At 72.6% G+C, this 19,999-nt stretch carries 18 protein-coding genes, 1 tRNA gene and 1 other RNA gene; 9 read left to right on the top strand and 11 right to left on the bottom strand.

Annotation, left to right across the window (positions count from 1 at the left end):
• On the bottom strand, nt 1-1,490 hold a 1,490-nt coding region (locus ACFW9D_RS30815), incomplete at its 3' end, for a DNA polymerase III subunit gamma and tau (RefSeq protein WP_384627296.1).
• A 76-nt stretch (nt 1,491-1,566) separates the two neighbouring features.
• Nucleotides 1,567-1,661: signal recognition particle sRNA small type (gene ffs / locus ACFW9D_RS30810), an RNA gene on the bottom strand.
• A gap of 74 nt (nt 1,662-1,735) precedes the next feature.
• Here ffs and ACFW9D_RS30805 point away from each other — a divergent pair.
• Nucleotides 1,736-1,820 (top strand) — tRNA-Ser (locus ACFW9D_RS30805).
• A gap of 169 nt (nt 1,821-1,989) precedes the next feature.
• Here ACFW9D_RS30805 and ACFW9D_RS30800 read toward each other — a convergent pair.
• A complete protein-coding gene (locus ACFW9D_RS30800; protein WP_384627293.1) occupies nt 1,990-4,284 on the bottom strand; it encodes a hypothetical protein in 2,295 nt (764 codons plus the stop codon).
• Between the two features lie 270 nt (nt 4,285-4,554).
• Here ACFW9D_RS30800 and ACFW9D_RS30795 point away from each other — a divergent pair, with 270 nt between their 5' ends.
• Complete coding sequence (locus ACFW9D_RS30795; RefSeq protein ID WP_384627290.1) at nt 4,555-5,070, top strand: hypothetical protein; 516 nt, start codon at nt 4,555-4,557, stop codon at nt 5,068-5,070.
• A 19-nt stretch (nt 5,071-5,089) separates the two neighbouring features.
• Here the strand turns inward: ACFW9D_RS30795 and ACFW9D_RS30790 are convergent, their stop codons facing one another.
• Nucleotides 5,090-5,965, bottom strand: a complete 876-nt coding sequence (locus ACFW9D_RS30790; protein WP_384627288.1) for an oxidoreductase — start codon at nt 5,963-5,965, stop codon at nt 5,090-5,092.
• 90 nt (nt 5,966-6,055) lie between these two features.
• On the opposite strand from ACFW9D_RS30790, the gene ACFW9D_RS30785 reads away from it, so the two are divergent.
• Entirely contained in the window at nt 6,056-7,060 is a 1,005-nt protein-coding gene (locus ACFW9D_RS30785; protein WP_384627285.1) for a LysR substrate-binding domain-containing protein, read from the top strand.
• On the opposite strand, the gene ACFW9D_RS30780 is transcribed toward ACFW9D_RS30785, so the two are convergent.
• The 3 genes from ACFW9D_RS30780 to ACFW9D_RS30770 are packed head-to-tail and all read right to left on the bottom strand — an operon-like array spanning nt 6,945 to nt 10,266.
• A complete protein-coding gene (locus ACFW9D_RS30780; protein ID WP_384627282.1) occupies nt 6,945-8,927 on the bottom strand; it encodes a propionyl-CoA synthetase in 1,983 nt (660 codons plus the stop codon). The two genes, ACFW9D_RS30785 and ACFW9D_RS30780, sit on opposite strands and share 116 nt — an antisense overlap.
• A 59-nt stretch (nt 8,928-8,986) precedes the next feature.
• The gene (locus ACFW9D_RS30775; RefSeq protein ID WP_384627302.1) at nt 8,987-9,304 is read right to left on the bottom strand and encodes a cupin; all 318 of its coding nucleotides are present in this window, start codon (nt 9,302-9,304) and stop codon (nt 8,987-8,989) included.
• A 50-nt stretch (nt 9,305-9,354) separates the two neighbouring features.
• On the bottom strand, nt 9,355-10,266 hold the full coding sequence (locus tag ACFW9D_RS30770) for a LysR family transcriptional regulator (RefSeq protein WP_384627279.1): 912 nt from the start codon (nt 10,264-10,266) through the stop codon (nt 9,355-9,357).
• Nucleotides 10,267-10,564: 298 nt separating this feature from the next.
• Between ACFW9D_RS30770 and ACFW9D_RS30765 the strand changes: the two genes are divergently transcribed.
• Nucleotides 10,565-11,326, top strand: coding sequence for a sulfite exporter TauE/SafE family protein (locus ACFW9D_RS30765; RefSeq protein WP_384627276.1), 762 nt, complete (start codon nt 10,565-10,567; stop codon nt 11,324-11,326).
• A 17-nt stretch (nt 11,327-11,343) separates the two neighbouring features.
• Here the strand turns inward: ACFW9D_RS30765 and ACFW9D_RS30760 are convergent, their stop codons facing one another.
• Nucleotides 11,344-11,916, bottom strand: a complete 573-nt coding sequence (locus ACFW9D_RS30760; RefSeq protein ID WP_384627273.1) for a GNAT family N-acetyltransferase — start codon at nt 11,914-11,916, stop codon at nt 11,344-11,346.
• The gene (locus ACFW9D_RS30755; protein ID WP_384627270.1) at nt 11,913-14,051 is read right to left on the bottom strand and encodes a penicillin acylase family protein; all 2,139 of its coding nucleotides are present in this window, start codon (nt 14,049-14,051) and stop codon (nt 11,913-11,915) included. The genes ACFW9D_RS30760 and ACFW9D_RS30755 overlap by 4 nt, the downstream gene beginning before the upstream one ends.
• A gap of 106 nt (nt 14,052-14,157) precedes the next feature.
• Here ACFW9D_RS30755 and ACFW9D_RS30750 point away from each other — a divergent pair, with 106 nt between their 5' ends.
• Entirely contained in the window at nt 14,158-14,757 is a 600-nt protein-coding gene (locus tag ACFW9D_RS30750) for an HhH-GPD-type base excision DNA repair protein (RefSeq protein WP_384627299.1), read from the top strand.
• 260 nt (nt 14,758-15,017) lie between these two features.
• Here the strand turns inward: ACFW9D_RS30750 and ACFW9D_RS30745 are convergent, their stop codons facing one another.
• Entirely contained in the window at nt 15,018-16,637 is a 1,620-nt protein-coding gene (locus ACFW9D_RS30745; RefSeq protein ID WP_384627267.1) for a helicase HerA-like domain-containing protein, read from the bottom strand.
• 121 nt (nt 16,638-16,758) lie between these two features.
• On the opposite strand from ACFW9D_RS30745, the gene ACFW9D_RS30740 reads away from it, so the two are divergent.
• Nucleotides 16,759-17,055 (top strand): type II toxin-antitoxin system VapB family antitoxin, encoded by a 297-nt coding sequence (locus ACFW9D_RS30740; protein WP_003955420.1) that lies wholly within the window; start codon nt 16,759-16,761, stop codon nt 17,053-17,055.
• Between the two features lie 113 nt (nt 17,056-17,168).
• Entirely contained in the window at nt 17,169-17,813 is a 645-nt protein-coding gene (locus ACFW9D_RS30735; RefSeq protein ID WP_188337848.1) for a LytR C-terminal domain-containing protein, read from the top strand.
• 120 nt (nt 17,814-17,933) lie between these two features.
• Here ACFW9D_RS30735 and upp read toward each other — a convergent pair whose 3' ends face one another.
• The gene (upp, locus tag ACFW9D_RS30730) at nt 17,934-18,569 is read right to left on the bottom strand and encodes a uracil phosphoribosyltransferase (RefSeq protein ID WP_188337849.1); all 636 of its coding nucleotides are present in this window, start codon (nt 18,567-18,569) and stop codon (nt 17,934-17,936) included.
• A gap of 139 nt (nt 18,570-18,708) precedes the next feature.
• Here upp and ACFW9D_RS30725 point away from each other — a divergent pair, with 139 nt between their 5' ends.
• A complete protein-coding gene (locus ACFW9D_RS30725; RefSeq protein WP_188337850.1) occupies nt 18,709-18,918 on the top strand; it encodes a hypothetical protein in 210 nt (69 codons plus the stop codon).
• A 199-nt stretch (nt 18,919-19,117) separates the two neighbouring features.
• On the top strand, nt 19,118-19,669 hold the full coding sequence (locus ACFW9D_RS30720) for a hypothetical protein (RefSeq protein WP_188337851.1): 552 nt from the start codon (nt 19,118-19,120) through the stop codon (nt 19,667-19,669).
• Nucleotides 19,670-19,999: the final 330 nt, after the last annotated feature.

Genomic DNA, 19,999 nt, shown 5'->3' with positions numbered 1-19,999 from the left:
GGTGCGGCGGTGGGCCAGGCGCCGGGGGCCGACGCGGCCGGGGCCGCCTGGGGCTGGGCCTGAGGCTCGGGCTGGGGCGCCGGAGCGGGGGCCGGAGGCTGGGCTTCCGGTGCCGGTGCCGGGGCGGGAGCGGGGGTCGGAACCGGGGTGGCCGCAGGAGCTGGTGCCGGGGCGGCGGGCGGCGGGGTCGCGGGCGCCGGGGCGCCTCCCCGTACCGCCGCGCGGGCCGCGGCCGGACCGCCGCCGGGCGGGACGGGAGCGGCGTGCGCCTCGGGCCCGGGCACGTACGCCATCGCCGGAGCGGGACCCTGCCCGGCCGGGGTGAAGGCGCCGCCGGCGCGCTCGATGCGGTCGAGCCGTGCCATCACGGAGCGCTCGTCCCCGTAGGCCGCGGGCAGCAGGACGCGCGCGCAGATCAGCTCGAGCTGGAGCCGCGGCGAGTTCGCCCCGCGCATCTCGGTCAGGCCCTCGTTGACGAGGTCGGCGGCGCGGCTGAGCTCGGCGGCCCCGAAGGTGCTCGCCTGGGCCTGCATCCGCTCGATGACATCGGCGGGCGCGTCGATCAGCCCCTTCTCGGCGGCGTCCGGAACGGCGGCCAGGATGACGAGGTCGCGCAGCCGCTCCAGCAGGTCCGTCACGAACCGGCGCGGATCGTTGCCCCCCTCGATGACGCGGTCCACGACCTCGAAGGCGGCGGCCCCGTCCCCGGTGGCGAACGCCTCGACCACGGAGTCGAGCAGCGCCCCGTCCGTATAACCGAGCAGGCCCGTCGCCATGGCGTACGTCACACCGTCCTCGGCGGCGCCGGCGAGGAGCTGGTCCATGACGGACATCGAGTCACGCACGGAGCCCGCGCCGGCCCGTACGACGAGCGGCAGCACCCCGTCCTCGACGGGGATGGCCTCCTTGCCGCAGACCTCGCCCAGGTAGTCCCGCAGGGTCCCGGGCGGCACGAGCCGGAAGGGGTAGTGGTGCGTACGCGAGCGGATCGTCCCGATGACCTTCTCGGGCTCGGTGGTCGCGAAGATGAACTTGAGGTGCTCCGGCGGCTCCTCGACGACCTTCAGCAGGGCGTTGAACCCCGCCGAGGTGACCATGTGGGCCTCGTCGATGATGTAGATCTTGTACCGGCTGCTCGCCGGGCCGAAGAAGGCCTTCTCGCGCAGGTCACGGGCGTCGTCCACACCACCGTGCGACGCGGCGTCGATCTCGATGACGTCGATCGAACCCGGCCCGTTCCTCGCCAGGTCCCGGCAGCTCTGGCACTCGCCGCAGGGCGTGGGCGTGGGCCCCTGCTCGCAGTTCAGACAGCGGGCCAGGATGCGGGCGCTGGTCGTCTTGCCACAGCCGCGCGGACCACTGAACAGGTACGCGTGATTGACCCGGTTGTTCCGCAGCGCCTGCTGCAACGGATCAGTGACATGCTCCTGACCGATGACCTCGGCGAACGACTCCGGGCGATAGCGGCGGTACAGCGCGAGAGACGACACGTCTACGAGGTTATAGGCGACCACTGACAACCCGGGCCCCGGCGACCTCGGTGCGGGCTCCCCCGCCCCGGAAACGCAAAACGCCCCCCACGCACCCGCCAGAGCCGACCTACCCTTGCTGCCTTCCGGCCCTGGGGGAGTTCAGTCAGATAGCGCCGCGTGGGGAGCTTGCGGACAGAGTACATGCTCGGAGCCGGTGGGAACGAGTTCGCGAGCACTCCCTCCGGTCATGTAATGTCTCCAGCGGAGGATTCGCCTAGAGGCCTAGGGCGCACGCTTGGAAAGCGTGTTGGGGGCAACCCCTCACGAGTTCGAATCTCGTATCCTCCGCATCGGCCCAGCAGGGCAGATGAAGGTCCCGACCGGTTCGCCGGCCGGGACCTTTGTCGTTCGTGCGGGCACGCGCAGAAGATGCGGACGAAAAACCGGAGGGCCCCACCGATCGTGGTGGGGCCCTCCGTCGTTCGCAGCGGATCAGGTCGGATCCGGTCCGGTCAGGTCAGGACTGGGTGCCCTTCCTGCGGTACCACCACGTCAGCGCGGCGCCGGCGGCCGCGAGGACCGCGGCGAGGGTCGCGATCAGGGCGATCGGGGTGTCCGAGCCGGTGTCGGCCAGGTCACCGTCAGGGTCCTGGGGTGCCCGTGTCGGGTCGGCGGCCGGCGGGGTGGACGCCGACGGGTCCGAGGGTGCCGGGGCCGGCGAGTGGTCGGTCGGCGCGGTCGTGGGGGTGGGCGTCGGGTCCGTGCCGCCTCCGTCGCCGCCGCCGGTGGACTTCGCCGCGGTGTTGCCGCCCAGCAGGAGCAGATCCTTGTCCTGCGGGTCGCGGGCCACCGTCTGGAGGGAGTTCCGCGTCTGGCGGGGCTTGTAGCGGTGCTCCGTCCGGAAGCGCAGGCCGGTGACGTTCCGCTTGGGCTGCTTCGAGAAGTCGACGCCGCCCACGCTGTACGTGTAAGGACCGCCGCCGGCGTCGTGCTGCCACTTCTCCTCGCCCTCGCGGTACGACTTCACGTAGGCGCGGTAGGTCGTCTCCCGTGTCCAGTCCTTGTTCGCCCCGCGCAGGGGCCACCGCGACACGTCGCCGGAGTCGATGATCGAGTGGTAGTCCGTGCGGGACTTCGCGTCCTGCAGGCGGATCCACTCGGCCGCCACCCGCGCGGTGTAGACGCGGCGCAGGTCGGCGTACTCCGGGTCGTTGTTCACGCGCTTCTCGACCTCGGGAATGATCAGCCGGTTGACCTGGCGTTCGGCCCACCGCTTCTGGGCCTCGTTGAAGTCGCAGTTGAAGGAGCCCGGCGGGACGCTCGTCATCTTCATGTACTCCGACTTCACCTTCAGCGGTGTGTCGAGGATGTAGATGCCGCCGTCCTGTTCACGGACCTGCGCGGTGCCCGGCTCGATCCAGTTGCGGACCTGGAAGAAGCACGGGACGCCGTCCTTGTTCTTCGGCATGGACCTCCAGAACCGGTCCGCCTCGTCCCGCTTGTTGGGGTTGAGGGCGTCGGCGTAGTCCCGCTTCATCTCCAGGTCGGCCTCCAGCAGGACCCGCCCCGCGTCGGTCCTGCCGAACCTGGCGTCCATGATCCTGTCCGGCTGGTCCGGGTTGAGGTTCACCCAGAACTTCGACGGATCGAGCGCCAGCCAGGTGAAGAACGCGTCCGAGATCATCTGCGCCTTGGCCTTGCCGCCCCAGCCGGGGTTGCTGTCCTCGTCCGTCTTCTTCGCGGAGAACGAGTAGTCCAGGCCCTGGCCCTTCACCGGCTTTCCGACGTAGCGCAGGTCCAGGGTGGAGAAGTCGATGCCGCCAGGGCCGCGGGGCCGCTGATCGCCGCCGTTGAGTGCCCGCGCCCGTTCCGCCTGCGCCTTCGCCTCCTTCAGGGACGGCGCGGAGTTGTTGACGGCCTGGTTCCCGGCGCCCCGGGAGCCCTGGTTCTGGCCTTCCGCGGGGGTCATGTACGTGTTGTACCGGCTGTGCGGGCCCGGCTTGTAGCGCGGTTTGCCGTCGGATATGTGCTCTCGGGTGACGACCCGGTTGCGACCCTGGGCGTCCTTGCCGAACTCCTGCTCGAGCCCCTTGTACGTGTTGGTGGCGCCCGTGGACTTGCCCTCGCCGAAGACCCCGATCAGGCGGGCCTTGGGGTTCTCCCTCAGGACCGCACGGTCCTTCGGGGTCTGCCCCTCCTTGTGGTTGGGGCCGGACTTCACCTCGACGTGCTCACCGGTCTTGTGGTTGACCGCGTCGTAGCGGCGGAACCGCTTCTTGCCCTCGGCGTCGGTGTACTCGACGTCCTCCTCGCAGTACCAGTCGGGCCCGGTCAGCCCGAGGTCCTTCACGACCTTCTTGTGGAAGGCCTCGCCCTTGGTCCTGCGGGCGGCCAGCTCGATGTACGCCTCGTTCAGCCAGGTGTCGAACGACCCGAACTTGTTGACGCCGTTGTTCTTCTTCAAGTACCGGTTGTAGGACGCCCACACCTTGCGCGGGTCGCCCTCCTTGTACTTCTTCGGGTTCGATCCGGTCGCCTTGAGGATCGCCTTCCGGTCAGGGTCGTCGTCGCTGTCACCAGGAAGGATGACGCCGTCCATGGCCTGACGCTGGTTGTCGTAGAAGTAGTCGTCCCACTCGTTCAGATCACGAACGGTGTCCTGTCCGTCCAGCGGCCTGTTCCTCGGCGGAACGCCCTTCAGGTCGAACTTGTCCTCGCACAGCTCCTGCTTCTTCTTCCCCGGTACCGGCTTCGGCTTGGGCGCCGCCTCGGCGCTGCCCTGAAGCCCCGGAAGCGCGGAGAGGGTGACCACTCCGGCGCAGGCGAGAGCGACAGCGGCTCTCGCCCAACCGCGCAGTCGTGGTGGTCGTGTCCAATGACTCACGTGATGTCCCTGGGGAGCCCAGAACGGATGGGTTCTCCGGTGACACCAGGGGCCCCCGTGGTCGTTGGCGTCACCAACTCCTCACCGTATGCGGTCAGTTGACGTGTTCACGCGAGCGCAAGGGACCGGCACAGCTTCGGCTCAGCTGATTTACAGGCTCATCACCGGGAACCGGAGCCGGATCGTAGGGTCGTGACCATGAACGTGACCTCGTCGCAGTGGCGTGACAACCCCCGGCTCGCCCAGTGGCTCGCCGCCCAGGAAGAGGCCTTCTCCGCCTGGCGGCAGGCCACCGCGGGGACCTGGGACTTCAGCCCCGCCTCCCTCGACCGGCTCGAAGAGGTCCTGATGAGCCGTTACGCGAGCGCCGAGGAGGCCGAGGCCGCCCACGAGGATCCGTTCCTGACGGTCGCCGTCTGGTATCTGGGCGAGACCGTCCGCCGCGCCCACCCGGACGCCGTGTGGTCGTGCAGCCCCACGCCGGGCGAGGGGCTCTACGCCCGGACGACGCCGCTGCTCACGTACGCCGTCGAGACCCTGGACGACGACGTGCGCGAGGAGATCGAGGAGCGGGAGGAGGAGTACGACGAGATCCTCCCGCTGCGGGACCCGACCGAGGACATCCAGGCCCTGCACGTCAGCGACCGGCATCTGCGCGAGGCGCTGGAGGAGTTCGCCGAATTCCAGGAGTACCTGGATTCGGCCGCCGGCTGACGCCTCGGGCCAGGACGGTTCACTCCCCGTCGAACCCCGTCCCCCGCGACACCTTCTCCCACGCCGTGATCTCCGTGCGGATTCCGTCCAGGTGGGCGGTGATCGCGTCAACCGCGTCGGGGCCGAGGGGGAGGCGCAGGGGCGTTTCGGGGGCGGCGAGGGCCTGGAGGATGGCCGCGGCGGCCTTGTGCGGGTCGCCGGGCTGGGTGCCTCCGCCGTCGCGGACCATGGCGCGGGTCGCGCCGGCGGTCTCGGCGTAGGCGGGGTGCTCCTCGGAGAAGTAGGCGGCGTCCTTGCCGAAGAGGTTGGTGCGGAAGGCGCCGGGTTCCACGATCAGGACCTTGATCCCGTACGGGGTCACCTCCGCGGACAGGGCCTCCGAGAGCTGTTCGAGGGCGGCCTTCGTCGCGCTGTACGCGGCGAAACCGGCGAAGGAGAGCTGGCCGCCGACGCTGCTCATGTTCACGATCGCGCCGCTGCCGCGCTCGCGCATCTGCGGCAGCAGGGCGCGGGTCAGCCGGGCCGGGCCGAAGACGTGCAGGTCGAAGAGGTCGCGGAGTTCCCGGTCGGTGGTCTCCTCGAAGGCGCCGACCTGGGTGCGGCCGGCGTTGTTGACCAGGACGTCGACGCGGCCGTAGCGGGCCAGGACGTCGGCGGCCACGGCGTCGACGCGGGCGCCGTCCGTGATGTCCAGGGCGAGGGCCTCCACCCGGTCGGGGTACGCGGCGACCAGGTCGGCCAGGGCCTCGGGGCGCCGGGCCGTGCCGATGACCGTGTCGCCGGACGCGATCGCCGCCTCCGCGACGGCCCGCCCGAATCCGCTCGTCGCGCCGGTCACCAGCCAGACCCGCCCGGTCGACGCCTTCGTGCCGCTCGTCGCGCTCGTGTACGTCATCGCTCGTTCTCCCTCGTGTGGTCCGTCTGGTGACCATCCTTCGGCCCCAAAGCGGGGCGCGTCCAAGACCCGTTGTGATAGCCGTTGGTTATGGATGTCCATGGGCGGGATCTTCGCTACTTCGCTTACGTGGCCGAGGAGTTGAGCTTCACGCGGGCGGCCGAGCGGCTGTTCGTCTCGCAGCCCGCGCTCAGCAAGCAGATCCGGATGCTGGAGAAGCAGGTCGGGGCCGAGCTGTTCACGCGGGACCGGCGGACGGTGCGGCTGACCTCGGCGGGGGAGGCGCTGCTGCCGTACGCGCAGCGGATGCTGGAGGTGTGGCGGGACGCCGAGGAGGCGGTCGGGCGGGCGCGGGCCGCGGCGGCGGACACGCTGGTCATCGGGATGTCGACGAGTCCGGGGCGGGGACTGCTGCCGGCGCTGCGGGCGCGGCTCCTGGACCGGGTGCCGCAGGCGCGGCCGGTGCTGCGGCAGGTCAACTGGGCGGATCCGAGCGCCGGGCTGGCGGACGGGTCGAGCGACGTGGCGTTCGTGTGGCTGCCGCTGCCGGACGGGGACCGCTACCGGTGCGTGGTGGTCGCCGAGGAGCCCCGGCTCGTGGCGCTGCCGCAGAGTCATCCGCTCGCCGCGCGGGCCGAGGGCGAGGGGGCCGTGGACTTCGCCGAGCTGCTCGACGAGCCGTTCCTCGCGCTGCCGCCGGAGGCCGGGCCGCTGCGCGACTACTGGCTGGCGATGGACGCCCGGGGCGGGCGCCCGGCGCGGATCGGCGGTGTCGTGGGCAGCGCCGAGGAGACGTACGAGGGCGTGGCCAACGGGCAGGGGGTCGCGCTGCTGGCCGTGGGCAACGCGCCGCTGATCGTGCGCGACGAGGTGATCGCCGTGCCGGTCCGGGGCGTGTCCCCGTCCCGGCTCGCCGTGGCCGCCCGCCGGGGTGACGAGCGGGCCCTGGTGGCGGCGTATCTGGCGGCGGCCGAAGCCGTCAGCCCTGCGCGCCCTTCGCTTCCTTCTCGTCCTGCGAGTGCGTCCCGTCCTGCGACCCGTCCTGCGTCCCGTCCTGCGAGTCCGTCCCGTCCTTCGCGTCCTTCCGGCGGGTGAGGACGGGGCGCAGGGCGTCCAGGACGGTCACGTCGTCGACGGTCGACGGGACCGGCTCGTCGCGACCGTCCGCGATGCCGCGCATCGTGCGGCGCAGGATCTTCCCGGAGCGGGTCTTGGGCAGGGCGGCGACGACCGCGACGTCCTTGAGCGAGGCGACGGCGCCGATCCGGTCCCGTACGAGCTGGACGAGTTCGGCCTCGACCTCGGACTCGGCGCGCTCGGCGCCCGCCTTGAGGACCACGAAGCCGCGCGGGATCTGGCCCTTCAGGGAGTCCGCGACGCCGATGACGGCGCACTCGGCGACGTCCGGGTGGGAGGCGAGGACCTCCTCCATGCCGCCCGTGGACAGGCGGTGTCCCGCGACGTTGATGACGTCGTCGGTGCGGCCCATGACGAAGACGTAGCCGTCCTCGTCGACGTGGCCGCCGTCGCCGGTCAGGTAGTAGCCGTCGTACGCGGAGAGGTACGAGGCGACGAAGCGGTCGTCGTCGTTCCAGAGCGTGGGCAGGGCGCCGGGCGGCATCGGGAGCTTCACGACGATGGCGCCGTCCTCGCCCGCCGGGACCGGCTTGCCGGACGGGTCGAGGACCTGGACGTCCCAGCCGGGCAGCGGCCAGGTCGGGGAGCCGGGCCTGACCGGGGCGAGCTCGATGCCGGCCGGGTTGGCGACGATCGGCCAGCCGGTCTCGGTCTGCCACCAGTGGTCGAGCACGGGGATGCCGAGCAGATCGCTCGCCCAGTGGTAGGTCTCGGGGTCGAGTCGCTCGCCGGCGAGGAAGAGGTACTTGAGGCCGGAGCGGTCGTAGCCCTTGGTGAACTCCCCCTCGGGATCGGCCTTCTTGATCGCGCGGAACGCCGTCGGGGCCGTGAACAGGGTCTTCACTCCGTGCTCCGCGGCCACCCTCCAGAACTGGCCCGCGTCCGGCGTGCCGACCGGCTTCCCCTCGTAGAGGACCGTGGTGGCGCCCGCGAGGAGCGGCCCGTAGACGATGTACGAGTGGCCGACGACCCAGCCCACGTCGGAGGCCGTGAACATCACCTCGCCGGGGCCGACGTCGTACACGGCCTCCATGGACCAGCGCAGCGCGACCGCGTACCCGCCGCTGTCGCGGACGACACCCTTGGGCCTGCCGGTCGTGCCCGAGGTGTAGAGGACGTACAGCGGATCGGTGGCGGCGACGGGCACGCAGGGGACGGGCTCGGCGTCCCGCACGGCGGCGGCCCAGTCCACGTCGCGCGGCCCCGACTCCCCCTCGTACTGGGGCCGCTGGAGGACGACGCACTTCTCCGGCTTGTGCGCGGCGAGCTCGACGGCCCGGTCCAGCAGCGGTTTGTACCGCACCACACGGGAGCCCTCGATGCCGCAGGAGGCGGAGACGACGACCTTGGGGGCGGCGTCGTCGATCCGCACCGCCAGCTCGTTCGCCGCGAAGCCGCCGAAGACGACGGAGTGCACGGCGCCGATGCGCGCGCACGCGAGCATCGCGATCGCGGCCTCCGGCACCATCGGCATGTAGATCACGACCCGGTCCCCGCGCCCGACCCCGAGACCCGCGAGCACCCCCGCGAACCGGGCCACCTCGTCGCGCAGTCCGGCGTACGTGTACGTGCGCGTCGTACCCGTGACGGGCGAGTCGTGGACAAGGGCCGGCTGGTCACCGCGGCCCGCGTCGACGTGCCGGTCGAGGGCGTTGTGGCAGACGTTCAGCCGGCCGTCCGGATACCAGTGGTAGAACGGCGCGCGCGAGTCGTCGAGCGCCCGCGTGGGCGCGACGTCCCAGTCGATCGCACCCGCGGCCGCGAGCCAGAACCCTTCGGGATCCTCGGTGCTCGCGCGGAACACTTCCTCGTACGACGTCGTCATCGTGCGTACCTCTATCCGGTCACTCCGGTTGCACCCGCCTGGACGGGAACACGATCAGGTCAGGCCGTCACCGCCGTCAACAGGACCGCCGCGTCCGTGAGGGCCGTGAGGCCGTGGCGTTCCTGGGGGATCGCGTGGAGTTCGCCCTCGGTGAGGGTGATGTCGCCGGAGACGGCGGTGAGGCGGACGCGGCCGCGGATGACCTGGAGGGTGGCGGCGACGGGGGCGTTGTGCTCCTCCAGCGCGTTGCCCTCGGTGAGGGCGATGACGCTGAGGCGCAGGGGGTCCTCGCGGATCAGGAGTTCGGCGCTGCGGCCGTGCGCGGCGGCCCGGGCGGCGGTCAGATGGTCCTCGGCCAGGGCGGTGAGGTCGTGGATGGTGGTCATGGGGCCAGGGTCCCGCGCGGCGGCGCCCGGCGCGATGTGTGTCAGCCGATCGGGCCCGGCGCCGGGCAGGTGCGGGCGACGGTGTCGGCGAAGGCGCGGGCCAGCGGGGAGAGAGCCGACCAGCGGCGCACGGCCCAGCCGACCTGGAGCGGCGGCAGGCAGGGCACCGGGACCAGGGTGAGGCCGGGGTGACCGGGGCCCCGCAGTCCGGGCAGGTCGGGGACGACGGCGTGGCCGAGGCCGAGCTCGGCGAGGTGGACGGCGGTGTCCCAGTCGGCGATGCCGGTGCCGGTCGCGGTCGAGCGCGGGATGCCGAGCTCGGCGAACCGGTCGTCGAGGTGGCCGCGGGACGTGGAGTGCTCGGGCGGCAGGATCAGCTGGGCCGAGGCGGTCAGGTCGGCGGGGCTCGCGGCGGGCGCGGCGGCGAGCGGGTCGTCGGCGCGGACGGCGAGCACCCAGGGGAGTTCGACGACGGGGTGCAGTTCTATGCCGCGGGCGGGGGTGCCCATGGTGATCCACGCGAGGTCCAGGTCGTGCGCGGCGAGCGCCTCGAAGCAGCTGCGGCTGGAGCTGACCGTCTGGAACTCCAGGCTGACCTGCGGATGGGCACGCCGGAAGTCGACGATCGCCTCCGCCATGAAGTGCCGCACGGACGTGGCGCCGGTGGTGACCCGCACCGAGCCGCTCTCGCCGCGGGCGAGGTCGCCGAGGCGGCGCAGGGCCTGGTCGAGGGCGCCTATGCCGTCGGCCGCGGCGTCCTGGAGGACGCGTCCGGCGGGGGTGGGGACGACGCCGCGCGGGTGCCGTTCCAGGAGGCCGATGCCGACCTCCTTCTCCAGTCGTTTGACGTGCTGGCTCACGGCGGACTGGGTGCAGGAGAGGTCGCGGGCGACGGCGCTGAGGCTGCCGGCGCGGCACACGGCGACGAAGACGCGGAGGTCGTCGAGGGTCATGGGCCCACAACCTACCCAAGATCCAAGGTATTGCTTGGGCATGTGCAAGGAAACCCGAGGATTGACTTGGGTCATGGCGGGGGCGGACGATCGGCGGCGGGACGGCCCAGGGCGGCAACCCGCCGCGGAGGTCGCGAACTCCCGGCGGGTGCCGACCCGTTCAGCCGCACAGAAGTGCCGATCGCCGTACAGAAGGCCGTTCAGCCGCACAGAGGCCGATCAGTACAAAAGGGCCGCCCGGCCGACAGAGGGCCGTCCGGCCGTACAAAGGGCCGTCCGGCCGTACAGAGGGAGTCACATGGACGTCTGGGAAGCCGTGGCGATCACGGCCGCCGGGGTCGCCGCCGGCGGCATGAACGCGGTCGTCGGATCCGGCACCCTGATCACCTTTCCGACCCTGCTCGCCTTCGGCGTCCCGCCGGTCCTCGCGAACGTCTCCAACAACGTGGGCCTGGTCCCGGGCGTCCTGAGCGGCGCCTACGGCTACCGGCGCGAACTGCGCGGCCAGCGCGCCCGGTTGCTCCGCTTCGGCGCCGCCTCGCTGCTCGGCGGGCTCGGCGGCGCGCTGCTCCTGCTCACCCTGCCCGCCGCCGCGTTCCGCGCGATCGTGCCGGTGCTGATCCTCACGGCCTGCGCCCTGGTGCTGCTCCAGCCGCGCCTGAACCGCTGGGTCGCGCGGCGCCGCGGCGAGACCGCCCGCACCGACGGCGGCCTCCCGCTCTGGCTCGGCGTCCTCGGCACCGGCGTCTACGGCGGCTACTTCGGCGCCGCCCAGGGCGTGCTCCTCATGGGCATGTTCGGCGCGGTGCTCCATGACGACCTGCAGCGTCTGAACGCGGCGAAGAACGTCCTCGCGTCGCTGGTCAACGGGGTCGCGGCGGTCGTCTTCATCGCGGTCGCCGACGTCGACTGGACGATCGCCGCGCTGATCGCGGCCGGTTCGACGGCGGGCGGCCTGCTCGGGGCGCGGCTCGGCCGCAAGCTGCCGCCGGCCGCGCTGCGCGGCGTCATCGTCACCGTGGGCGTCACGGCGTCCGCGTTCCTGGTCGCCCGCAGCTGAGGCTCCGGAAACGTGAACTACCGGCTGTAGAAGGCCAGTCGGGCGCGCTTCTCCGGGAGGTACACCTCGGGAAGGTCGACCTCCGGGAGCACGATCTCCCCGGCCGCCTCGAACCCGGCGCGCTCGAAGAGGGCCACGGCCTTGTCGTTGCGCGCGTCCGGCTCGACGACGACCCGGCGCCGTCCGAGCCCGTCGAGCATGTACGCCATGAGGACGTCGACCAGGGTCCGGGTGAACCCGGGCACGGCGCCCCCGGGGCCGCTCGGCGCGACCAGCAGATGGGCGCCGATGTCGCCGTCCCGCACGGTGTAGCACTCGCTGACCCGGTCGGCCTCCGGCTCGTACGTCTGGAAGAGGGCGACCGGGGCGCCGTCGAGGCGGACGAGGAAGGCGTGGTGGGTGTCGAGCGTGGCCATGTGGGTGTAGATGCCGCGCACGTCCTCGCGGCCGATGCCGGTCATGCCCCAGAAGCCGGCCCGTTCCTCGCTCACCCAGCCGTGCAGGACGTCGATCTCGGCGCCGTCCGGGTCCAGGGGCGTGATCCGGAAGGTGCCGAAGCCGTCCACTTCCTGTGTGTGCACGTCGGTCACGGGTGCTGCTCCTCGGTGAGTAGGGCGAAGTCGGTGACGAGCGGGGCGAGTTCGCCGCGCAGCCACAGGGGGAGCTGGTCGCGGTGGTGGGCGTCGCCGGGGACGCCGGAGGCGCCGAGGGGGACGATCCAGCGGCTGTTCGCACGGTCGGCGAGGTCCCACACGTAGCGGGCGGCGGGCCCTCGCGCGCTGAACTCGGTGAGTCCGGGCACCCCCGACGTCGACAGCACGCAGTCGTGGTCGCCGTCCAGGCCGGGCCACGCGGCGTCCGGGTCGGGCAGTGCCTGCCAGGGCGCGAGCCGGTGCAGCTCGCCCCACGTCACGCCGGAGGGCTCGGCCGCGACCTCCTCCACCGCTTCCCGCACGGCCGCGAGCCGGTCCTCGTACGGGATCGTGTCGAGGCTCAGCAGGTTCTCCAGGCCGTACGCGACGCGCGGCACGAGCGCCAGCCACGGCCGGAACACGTCCGGGTAGGCGGGCATCAGGCCGGTGAGCGGGGCCAGGGTCCCGTGCGCGGCGACGCGCCGGACGACGGCGGCCCGGACCCGGGCGTACGCGGCGGCGAGCGCGCTGTCCGCGTCCATCCGCCGGTCCCAGCCGAGGAGTTCGCCCCGCAGCGCGGCCGCCTCCGGGGACAGTCCGTCGAGGGTTTCTCCACCAAGCGCTTCCCCACCGAGTGCTTCTCGGTCGAGTGCTTCTCCGTCGAGTGCTTCTCCGTCGAGTGCTCCTACGCCGATGGCTTCTCCGTCGAGCGCTTCTACGAGGGTGAGGAGCGGGCCCGCGGAGGGCAGCAGGGTGTCGGTGTGCACGGAGCGCATGCCGTCGGCGTCCCAGACCGGGCGGCCCGCGAGCAGTTCGGTGATGCGGCGGGCGCGGTGCGGCGGGGCGAACTCGACGCCGAGCGGGGCGGCGAGGGAGCGCTCGTTGGCCATGACGGCGACGCCGGTGTCGACCGCGGCCCGGGGCAGCGGCTCCGTCCGCCCGCGCCAGGCGTACCGCTCCTCCCACGCGGGCACGACCCGCAGCCTGTTCTCGGGGTCGCGGTCGGGGACGGTGCCCGCGACCCGGTGCAGCAGGCCGCCCGCGGTGTCGGCGGCGAGCACGACGTTGACCGGCTCGGCCCAGCGGTCGAAGGCCCGGTCGACGTCGGCGACGGTCCGGGCGCGCAGCAGGGCGGGGAGGGCGGCGAAGCCCAGGTCCTCGTGGACGCGGGCGGGCTGGCGCAGGCTGATGCCCTCGCCCTCGGCCCCGCTCTCTCCCGGCCCGCCGATGACGACGACTCCGCGCCCGGTCTCGACGACCTCGACGCCCGCCTCCTCGTGGGCGTGCGCGCGCTCCCAGCCGTCGGGTCCGAACGCCTCGACGCCGCCGTCCGGGGTGCGCCGCAGCCGCTCCCGGTACAGGTCCTGGTAGTCGGCCATGGCGTTGGTGATGGCCCAGGCGACCCCGCCCGCGTGCCCGAAGTGTCCGATGCCGGGGACGCCGGGCACGGCGAGCCCGGCCACGTCGAACTCGGGGCAGGCGAGCCGGATCTGCTGGTAGACGCCGGGGTCCTCGATGAAGCGGTGCGGGTCGCCGGCGATCAGGGGGGCGCCGCTCGCGCTGCGCGTCCCGTCCACCAGCCAGCCGTTGCTGCCGCAGGTGCCGGGCCCGTCGGTGGCGAACAGCTCCACGGCCTCCCGACCGAGCCGCCGCACGACCTCGTCCCGCCACAGCTTGGCCGGGAACCCCGCGAACAGCACGTGCGTCGACAGCCAGATCCCGAGTGCCGTCCACGGCTCCCACGCGCCGGGCTCGATCCCGGCCCGCGCGAACTCGGGCGCCGTGGCCGCCTGGAGTCCGGCGCCGATCCCCTCCGTGTACGCGTCCAGCCAGGTGCGGGTGTCCTCGTCCAGGGCCGCGTGGCAGCGCCGGGCGGTGTCGGCGAGCCGCGCCCGCCGCGCGAACCGGTCCCAACCGGCCGCCTCCGCGCCGAGGAAGGCGGCGGACGTGCCGAGCACCCGGTGCCGCTCGACCTCGATCTGCCAGGCCCGGTCGACGGCGGTGACATACCCCTGGCCGTACGCGAGGGACAGCGCGTCGCCCGCCCGCAGATGGGGGACTCCCCACGCGTCCCGGAAGACCTCGAACCGCACCCTGCCCCACTCCCCTTCGGATTAATTAGGGCAGCCTAACCTAATAACCCCTCCGGGTCGGCTGGCAGCCCCCGCACCCACCCGCGATCATCGACGTATGAGCCGCATGGACGTCACCCTCCACCTCGCCCAGGACCCGGCCGCCGACGAGCTGCTCGGGCGCAGTCCGCTCGCCGCGCTCGTGGGCATGCTGCTCGACCAGCAGGTGCCCATGGAGTGGGCGTTCGCCGGGCCCCGCACGATCGCCGACCGGCTCGGCGCCGACGACCTCGACGCGCACGAGATCGCCGCGTACGACCCCGAGGCCTTCGCCGCGCTCCTCTCCGAGAAGCCGGCCGTGCACCGCTATCCGGGCTCCATGGCGAAGCGGATCCAGCAGCTGTGCCAGTACCTCGTCGAGCACTACGACGGGGACGCGGCCGCCGTCTGGGAGGGCGTCGGCACCGGCATGGAGCTCCTGACCCGGCTGAACGACCTGCCCGGCTTCGGCAAGCAGAAGGCCCAGATCTTCCTCGCCCTCCTCGGCAAGCAGCTCGGCGTCCGCCCCAAGGGCTGGCGCGAGGCCGCCGGCGACTACGGCGCCCCCAAGTCCTTCCGCTCCGTCGCCGACATCACGGGCCCCGACTCCCTGACCAAGGTGCGGGCGCACAAGCAGGAGATGAAGGCGGCGGCGAAGGCGGCGAAGGCGGCCAAGGCCGCGAAGTAGGGCTGACGGGTCACCCGGCGACAAGACCGCACCCCCCGACGGCGGCACCCCCCGGGGCTCCGCCCCGGCCCCCGCTCCTCAATCGCCGGAGGGGCTTGAATCACGCCGACCCACCGCCGTCAGGCGCGCGAAGAGACCCTTCGGCGACGCCTCCTGGGGCGCACGAAGTGTGCCTTCAGGGGCGCGGGGAACTGCGCGAGAAGCCCCACGGGCCGGCACCCGGCATCGATGCCGAAGCTCCCACGGCGCGAGGCCGCGCCTCAGCGCCGCCGCGTGCCGAAGAGCGACCGGGAGATCTCGCGCCCCAGCTGCGTCCCCATCGACCGCGCCAGCGACTTGAAGACCCCGCTGCCCACCACCTGCTCCACCAGCGACTCGTCCTCCTTCGGCGCGGCCCGCCGCGAGGACGCCGGAGCCGGGGCAGGGGCAGGGGCAGGTGCGGGCGCCGACTCGGCCGCGCTCAGCTTCTCGTAGGCCGACTCCCGGTCGACGGCGTCCGCGTACCGCCCGTACAGAGAAGACCCCCGCACCGCCGCGTCCAGCGCCTCCGCCGCGACAGGCCCCATCAACGACTGCGGCGCCCGCAGCCGCGTCGCCGCCACCGGCGTCGGCGCCCCGTTCTCGCTGAGCACGGTGACCACGGCCTCGCCGGTCCCCAGGGAGGTCAGCAGCTCCTCCAGGTCGTACGCCGCGTTGGGGAACGTCTTCACGGTCGCCCTGAGCGCCTTCTGGTCGTCGGGCGTGTAGGCCCGCAGCGCGTGCTGCACCCGGTTGCCGAGCTGCGCGAGGACGTCGCCCGGCACGTCCTTCGGCGTCTGCGTCACGAAGAAGACACCGACGCCCTTGGACCGGATCAGCCGCACGGTCTGCGTGATCGACTCCAGGAACGACTTCGACGCGTCCTTGAACAGCAGGTGCGCCTCGTCGAAGAAGAAGACGAGCTTCGGCTTCTCGACGTCCCCGACCTCCGGCAGCGCCTGGAACAGATCCGCGAGCAGCCACATCAGGAACGTGGAGAACAGCTGCGGCTTGTCCTGCACGGCCGGCAGCTCCAGTACGGAGACCATCCCCCGCCCGTCGGACGCCGTGCGCAGCAGTTCGCTCGTGTCGTACTCGGGCTCCCCGAAGAAGTCGCCCATGCCCTGCGCCTCGAACGTCGTCAGGGACCGCAGGATCACCCCGGCGGTCGCGGCCGACAGCCCGCCGATCCCCTTCAGCTCGGACTTGCCCTCGGGCGAGGTGAGGAAGGTGACGACGGCCCGCAGGTCCTTGAGGTCGTAGAGCTCCAGGCCCTTCTGGTCGGCGTAGTGGAAGATCAGGCCGAGGGACTGCTCCTGCGTCTGGTTGAGCCGCAGCACCTTGCTGAGCAGGACCGGGCCGAAACTGGTGACGGTGGCGCGCAGCGGGATGCCGGTGCCGATGCCGCCGAGCGCGTAGAACTCGCAGGGGAAGCCGGTCCCGGTCCACTCCTGGCCCACCTGCCCGGCCCGCTCGCGCACCCTGTCGCCGTCCTGGCCGGGCGCCGAGACCCCGGAGAGGTCGCCCTTCACATCGGCGAGAAACACCGGCACGCCCTGCGCGGAGAGCTGCTCCGCGACGAGCTGGAGGGTCTTCGTCTTGCCGGTGCCGGTGGCGCCGGCGACGAGCCCGTGCCGGTTCAGCATCGTGAGGGGGATGCGGATCTGCGCGCCGGGCCGGCTCGTGCCGTCCCAGACCAGCGCGCCGAGGTCGAGCGCGGGTCCCGTGAAGGCGTATCCGGCGGCGATCTCTTGCGCCTCGGCGGGCAGCTCGCCGCCCGGCGTCAACCCGGCGCCGCCGTCTGACCCGGACGGGCCCGATCCGCCGCCCTGGTCGCCCGCCTTCGGCTCGCTGTCACTCATTTCAGGCCCCTGTCACCGGCTGGCACGATCCCAGTACATCCCGTTTCTGCACGGTATTTCCCAGAGTCGCACTCGGTCTCCATGGCTGCGCCCGGTGAGGCTCGCCCGGTAGGCTTTCCGTGTGATCTTCAAGCGCATCGGAAACGGCCGGCCGTACCCCGACCACGGCCGGGAAAGCACCCGGCAGTGGGCGGACGTCGCGCCGCGCCCGGTCCGCCTCGATCAGCTGGTGACGACCAAGGGCCAGCTCGACCTGGAGACCCTGCTCGCCGAGGACTCGACGTTCTACGGCGACCTCTTCGCGCACGTCGTGAAGTGGCAGGGCGACCTGTACCTGGAGGACGGACTGCACCGCGCGGTCCGCGCCGCGCTCCAGCAGCGCCAGGTCCTGCACGCCCGCGTCCTCGAACTGGGCTGACGGCCGGCGGGCCCGCCCTCCGCGGCGGCCCGGATTGACCCTTTCGGGTCGTACGGGACATCTCGCCTGATCATTTAATAGGAATCACCGGCGAGCGGCACTACGCTGCGCCCATGAGCATGCTCACTCCCCCCGGCATGGGCGGCAAGTACCGCATCACGGGGGACAAGTACCCCCGCATGCGACGCGGCCGCTCACGCACCCGGATCGTGCTCGCCGTCGTCGCGTCCGTCGCCGCCGTCGGCCTGATCGGCTGGGGCTCCTTCCAGCTCGTCGACGTGTTCACGGGCGGCGACAAGGCGACCGCGGCCGGCGCCGGCTCCGCACACTGCAAGGCGACCCCCAGCGCCTCCGCCACCCCCGCGCAGGCGGCCAAGAAGCTCCCGGCCCCGGGCGGCATCACGGTCAACGTGCTGAACGCGACCCCCCGCGGCGGCCTCGCCAAGAAGACCGCCGACGAGCTGAAGAAGCGCGGCTTCAAGATCGGCGAGGTGGGGAACGCGACGAAGGAGTACGACAAGAAGGTCAAGGGACCCGGGCTGCTGCTCGGGGCGACCTCGGCGACCGACGCGGCGCTCCCCGTCCTGGGCACGCAGCTGGCCGGGGCCGAGCTCAAGGCCGACGCCCGCGAGAAGCCGGCCGAGGTCGACCTCATCATCGGCGACGGGTTCAAGGAACTGTCGCCCCGGCCCGCCGCCGACAAGTCGCTGGCCGCGCTGACGCATCCGAAGCCGGCGCCCGCCAAGTCGCGCTGCTAGTTTCCGCACGACAGAAAGCCGCCGTCGCGTCTGCCCTGTATCGAGCAGTCGCGGCGGCGGCTTTCGTGTGGTCGCTCGCGCCCCGCGGCCGGGCCGCTGACGGACACAGGCCCGTAGGAACTACTCCGCGGCGCCGTACATGCGGTCGCCCGCGTCGCCCAGGCCCGGGACGATGTAGCCGTTCTCGTTGAGACGCTCGTCGACCGAGGCCGTCACCACGGTCACCGGCGTGCCCGCCAGCTCGCGCTCCATGATCTCGACGCCCTCGGGCGCGGCGAGCAGCACGACGGCCGTGACGTCGTCGGCGCCGCGCTTGATGAGCTCCTGGATCGCCGCGACGAGCGTGCCGCCCGTGGCGAGCATCGGGTCAAGCACGTACACCTGGCGGCCCGAGAGGTCGTCCGGCATCCGGGTCGCGTAGGTGGAGGCCTGGAGGGTCTCCTCGTCGCGCACCATGCCGAGGAAGCCGACCTCGGCGGTGGGGAGCAGGCGCACCATGCCGTCGAGCATGCCGAGGCCCGCGCGCAGGATCGGCACGACCAGGGGGCGCGGGTGGGAGAGCTTCACACCCGTCGTCCGCGACACCGGGGTGTCGATGTCGACCTGCTCGGTGCGCACGTCCCGGGTCGCCTCGTAGGCGAGCAGGGTCACCAGCTCGTCGGCCAGGCGCCGGAAGGTCGGGGAGTCGGTGCGCTGGTCGCGCAGCGTGGTGAGTTTGTGCGCCACGAGTGGGTGGTCGACGACATGGATCCGCATGTCCTCAACAGTAACCGCGCCCCGCGGCCCCGGCTCCCCCGCGCACCCGCCTCACTTGCCCCCTGCCGCGCACTGGCATCGAAGGGGCCGGTGGAGGGAAAGTGGAAGGGACGCGTCGACTGGGGTGGTGGTGTCGCCGATGCCGGACCGCAAGCAAGGGACGGAGTCCGACCCGGAGTCCGGGGGCGCGGACGCCGAGCCGGAGACGGACGCCGAGCGCAGGCGCCGCCGCGCCGTGTTCCTGCGGGAACTGACGGAGGCGCGCGAGCTGCGCGCCCGGGTCCAGCCGCGCCGCGCACGGGCCGCGCGCATGCGCCAGCAGATGAGGATGCGCACGTTTCGCTGGTGACACACCGGCGAAGGGCAGGTGACGCGGCTCACACGCGACACGCCCGGCGAGGGCGCCCCGCCAACACAGCGTGCGGAAGACCTCTCTTGGAGCCGTTCTTTCTGCCACGATTCCGAGTGGCGGGGCCGGTCCCGACTCCCGCCTTCCGACGCCGGGGGGACCCCCGACCGGCACACCTGAGACCAGTGGGAGAGTCACGGTGTACTTCGCCGCACTGCTCGCGCGCACCGAAGACGGGTGGGAAGCGAGCGATACAGAGCTCGACGACGTGGAGACCCTGTCGGACCTGTCCGACCTGGCCCGTGAGGCGGCGGCCGAGGCCGGCGCCGAGGACGACACGGTTCTCGTCTTCATCGAACAGGAGGACGCCTGGTTCGGCGTCGTCCGTGTGGACGGTGAGGAGGACCCCCGCATCTACATCTCGGACGCCGCTGCCGCCGCCCGCAGCAGTTACGGCGAGATCCTGCTCACCGACGAACTGCTCGGCAAGGACCCGGACGCGGTCGAGGACGAGCTGGACGCGCTCGACCTGGACGGCACCGAGGACGGCGAACCGGAGGCCTCGGCCGACGGTGACGAGGACGAGGTCGGCGACGCGGAGATCGTGCCGCCCGGCCCGCTCGGCGACCCCGCGCTCCTCGCCGACCTCGGCGTCCCCGAGAAGGACCTGCTGGGCTTCGGCGCCGGGGACGCGCTGAACGAGATCGCCGAGGTGCTCGGCGCCGCGGAGGTGCTCGAGACGGTGCGCTGAAGGCCCGTACGCGACGGCTAGGTCCTGTCCGGAGTTCCCCGTCGTGCGCGCGGAGCGCGGGCGCCGCCGCGGGCGGGGCGGGGCGGGGGGGGGGGGCGCCGCGCCCCCCCCCCCCCCCCCCCACAACTCCAGACAGGACCTAGGGGCCGGTCCGCGCGCCGGCCGGGATAGATTCCGGCGCGTGACCTCCCCCGCTGCCTTTTCCGACGACTCTCCCGACGGACCGCCCGACCCGGTGCGGGATCCGTGGAAGCCGGCCGTGGGGGGGGGCCGGGGCCGCGCCCGGCGCGCCGCGCCGCGCCGGGGCGGGGCGGGGGGCGCCGGGCGGAG

It is taken from the genome of Streptomyces sp. NPDC059524 (assembly GCF_042749255.1).
Classification (GTDB): Bacteria; Actinomycetota; Actinomycetes; order Streptomycetales; family Streptomycetaceae; genus Streptomyces; species Streptomyces xanthii.
This window is presented reverse-complemented; position numbering and strand designations above follow the sequence as displayed.

Coding starts and splice junctions, on each gene's coding strand:
- ACFW9D_RS30795 (WP_384627290.1), top strand. CDS start 4,555: ATGAACGTGACCTCGTCGCAGTGGCGTGACAACCCCCGGCTCGCCCAG.
- ACFW9D_RS30790 (WP_384627288.1), bottom strand. CDS start 5,965: ATGACGTACACGAGCGCGACGAGCGGCACGAAGGCGTCGACCGGGCGG.
- ACFW9D_RS30785 (WP_384627285.1), top strand. CDS start 6,056: ATGGATGTCCATGGGCGGGATCTTCGCTACTTCGCTTACGTGGCCGAG.
- ACFW9D_RS30780 (WP_384627282.1), bottom strand. CDS start 8,927: ATGACGACGTCGTACGAGGAAGTGTTCCGCGCGAGCACCGAGGATCCC.
- ACFW9D_RS30770 (WP_384627279.1), bottom strand. CDS start 10,266: ATGACCCTCGACGACCTCCGCGTCTTCGTCGCCGTGTGCCGCGCCGGC.
- ACFW9D_RS30765 (WP_384627276.1), top strand. CDS start 10,565: ATGGACGTCTGGGAAGCCGTGGCGATCACGGCCGCCGGGGTCGCCGCC.
- ACFW9D_RS30750 (WP_384627299.1), top strand. CDS start 14,158: ATGGACGTCACCCTCCACCTCGCCCAGGACCCGGCCGCCGACGAGCTG.
- ACFW9D_RS30745 (WP_384627267.1), bottom strand. CDS start 16,637: ATGAGTGACAGCGAGCCGAAGGCGGGCGACCAGGGCGGCGGATCGGGC.
- ACFW9D_RS30735 (WP_188337848.1), top strand. CDS start 17,169: ATGAGCATGCTCACTCCCCCCGGCATGGGCGGCAAGTACCGCATCACG.
- upp (WP_188337849.1), bottom strand. CDS start 18,569: ATGCGGATCCATGTCGTCGACCACCCACTCGTGGCGCACAAACTCACC.
- ACFW9D_RS30725 (WP_188337850.1), top strand. CDS start 18,709: ATGCCGGACCGCAAGCAAGGGACGGAGTCCGACCCGGAGTCCGGGGGC.